Below are 1533 nucleotides of genomic sequence, written 5' to 3'. Positions count from 1 at the left end.
CGCCGCTGGTCGGCCGGCAGCCAACTGCTGGGCGTCAGGGCGCTGGAGCCTCCTGCATCACCATGTCCGGCAGGAAGGCCGCGGCCAGTCCGTGCTCCACCAGGCGCAGGTGGAAGAGCACATCGGAGGACAGGTGGGCGATCCGCGGTTCGAAGCCGCGTTCGCGGCACACCCGAAGCGCCCATTGTGAGGCGGCGGATCCGGCCGGTTCCATGACCCAGGGCACCTGGCGCACGGCCTGCGCATCATCCAACTGCACCCCCACCGGAAGGTAGCCGCGCACCGGGTCCTGGGCCAGGATCGTGGTGTGCAGGCTGGTGGAGCCGTCGGGGGCCGCGCCCGGGAAGGAATCGGTGAGCACCGCGTCAACCTGGCGGGAGGCCAGCTTCAGCATGGCTTCCTCCGGTTCGTAGCGGTGGATGTTCACCTCCAGTGCCGGGTGCTCGCGGGCCAGGTCGGCCAGTGCGGTGGGCAGCACGGTCCGGCTGATGCTGGCGAAGGCCGCGACCGTGATGCTGCCCCGGGCCCGTTCGTGGGACGTGGCCAAGTCCGCTTCGGCCTTTTCCAGCGCGGCGAGGATCGCCTCGGTGTTGTGCACCAGTTCCAGGCCGGCGGCGGTCAGGCGCACGTTGCGCCCCACCCGTTCCAGCAGCTGCACCCCGGTTTCACGCTCCAGCAGCGCCAGCTGCTGGGAGATGGCCGAATGGCTGTAGGACATGCTGCGCGCTGCTGCGCTCATGCTGCCGTGGAGCCTGACCTCGCGCAGCAGGCGCAGGCGATGGATGTCAAGCATCGTTCTCCTCTCAGGAAGCGACTTCGCGCAGGATCTGCAAAAAGCTCTTGGTGGCCGGGCGCAGGTGGCTGCCGCGCCGGCCCACCGCGTAGATGTCCCGGAACATGGCCTCGCGCTGCCTGTCCTCCTCCGGTTCCCAGCGCACCACCGACCCGGTGGCGGTGTCCAGCCCGTGAAACACCATACGCGGCAGGAAGGCGGCCGCCACCCCGGCGGCGACCAGTTCGTAGTGCAGGCGCGGATCCGGGGAATCGAAGAGCACCTTCGGTTCAAAGCCCAGGTCACGGCAGAAGCGGTGGGACCAGGCATAGGCGTCGGTGCCGCGAGGCTCAAAGGCCCAGGGCAGTTCGGCCAGTTCGGCCACGGAGGCGACCGGGTGGGGCAGGTGGATCTCCATCCGGTCCCGGGTAATGGCGGTGCGCACAAACCCGGCGTCGGCGCGCCGCGGAATATGGGTGAACTCGTCCACCATGGCCACGTCGGCCCGCCGACTGGCGACCGCGTCCAACGCCTCGTGCGGTTCGAGCTGGGTGAATTCAATGACCACATCCGGGTGCACCCGGCTCATCCGCCGCAGCGTCTCGGGCAGGAAGGTCCGGGCGAAGGTGCTGAAGGCGGCAAAGCGGATGACGCCCTGGACCCGGCTGCGCCGGGCCTCAAGTTCGGCGGTCGCCCCCTCCAGTACGGTGACCGCCTCATCGACCCGGGAGACCAGCTGGCGTCCGGCCGGGGTGAGGCGG

At 69.7% G+C, this 1533-nt stretch carries 2 protein-coding genes; both read right to left on the bottom strand.

From position 1 onward, the window contains the following. Positions 1 to 34: 34 nt before the first annotated feature. Positions 35 to 793 carry a LysR family transcriptional regulator gene (locus tag JCM19049_RS13790; RefSeq protein ID WP_054821866.1) on the bottom strand — a complete coding sequence of 253 codons (759 nt, stop codon included), beginning with the start codon at positions 791 to 793 and terminating at the stop codon, positions 35 to 37. Between the two features lie 10 nt (positions 794 to 803). Beyond that, positions 804 to 1533: LysR substrate-binding domain-containing protein (locus tag JCM19049_RS13785; RefSeq protein WP_054821865.1), on the bottom strand; the 730-nt coding region annotated here is incomplete at its 5' end.

Source organism: Arthrobacter sp. JCM 19049 (assembly GCF_001310435.1).
This window is presented reverse-complemented; position numbering and strand designations above follow the sequence as displayed.

Excerpts from the sequence above, each read along its gene's own strand:
- JCM19049_RS13790 (WP_054821866.1), bottom strand. The coding sequence starts at position 793 with ATGCTTGACATCCATCGCCTGCGCCTGCTGCGCGAGGTCAGGCTCCAC.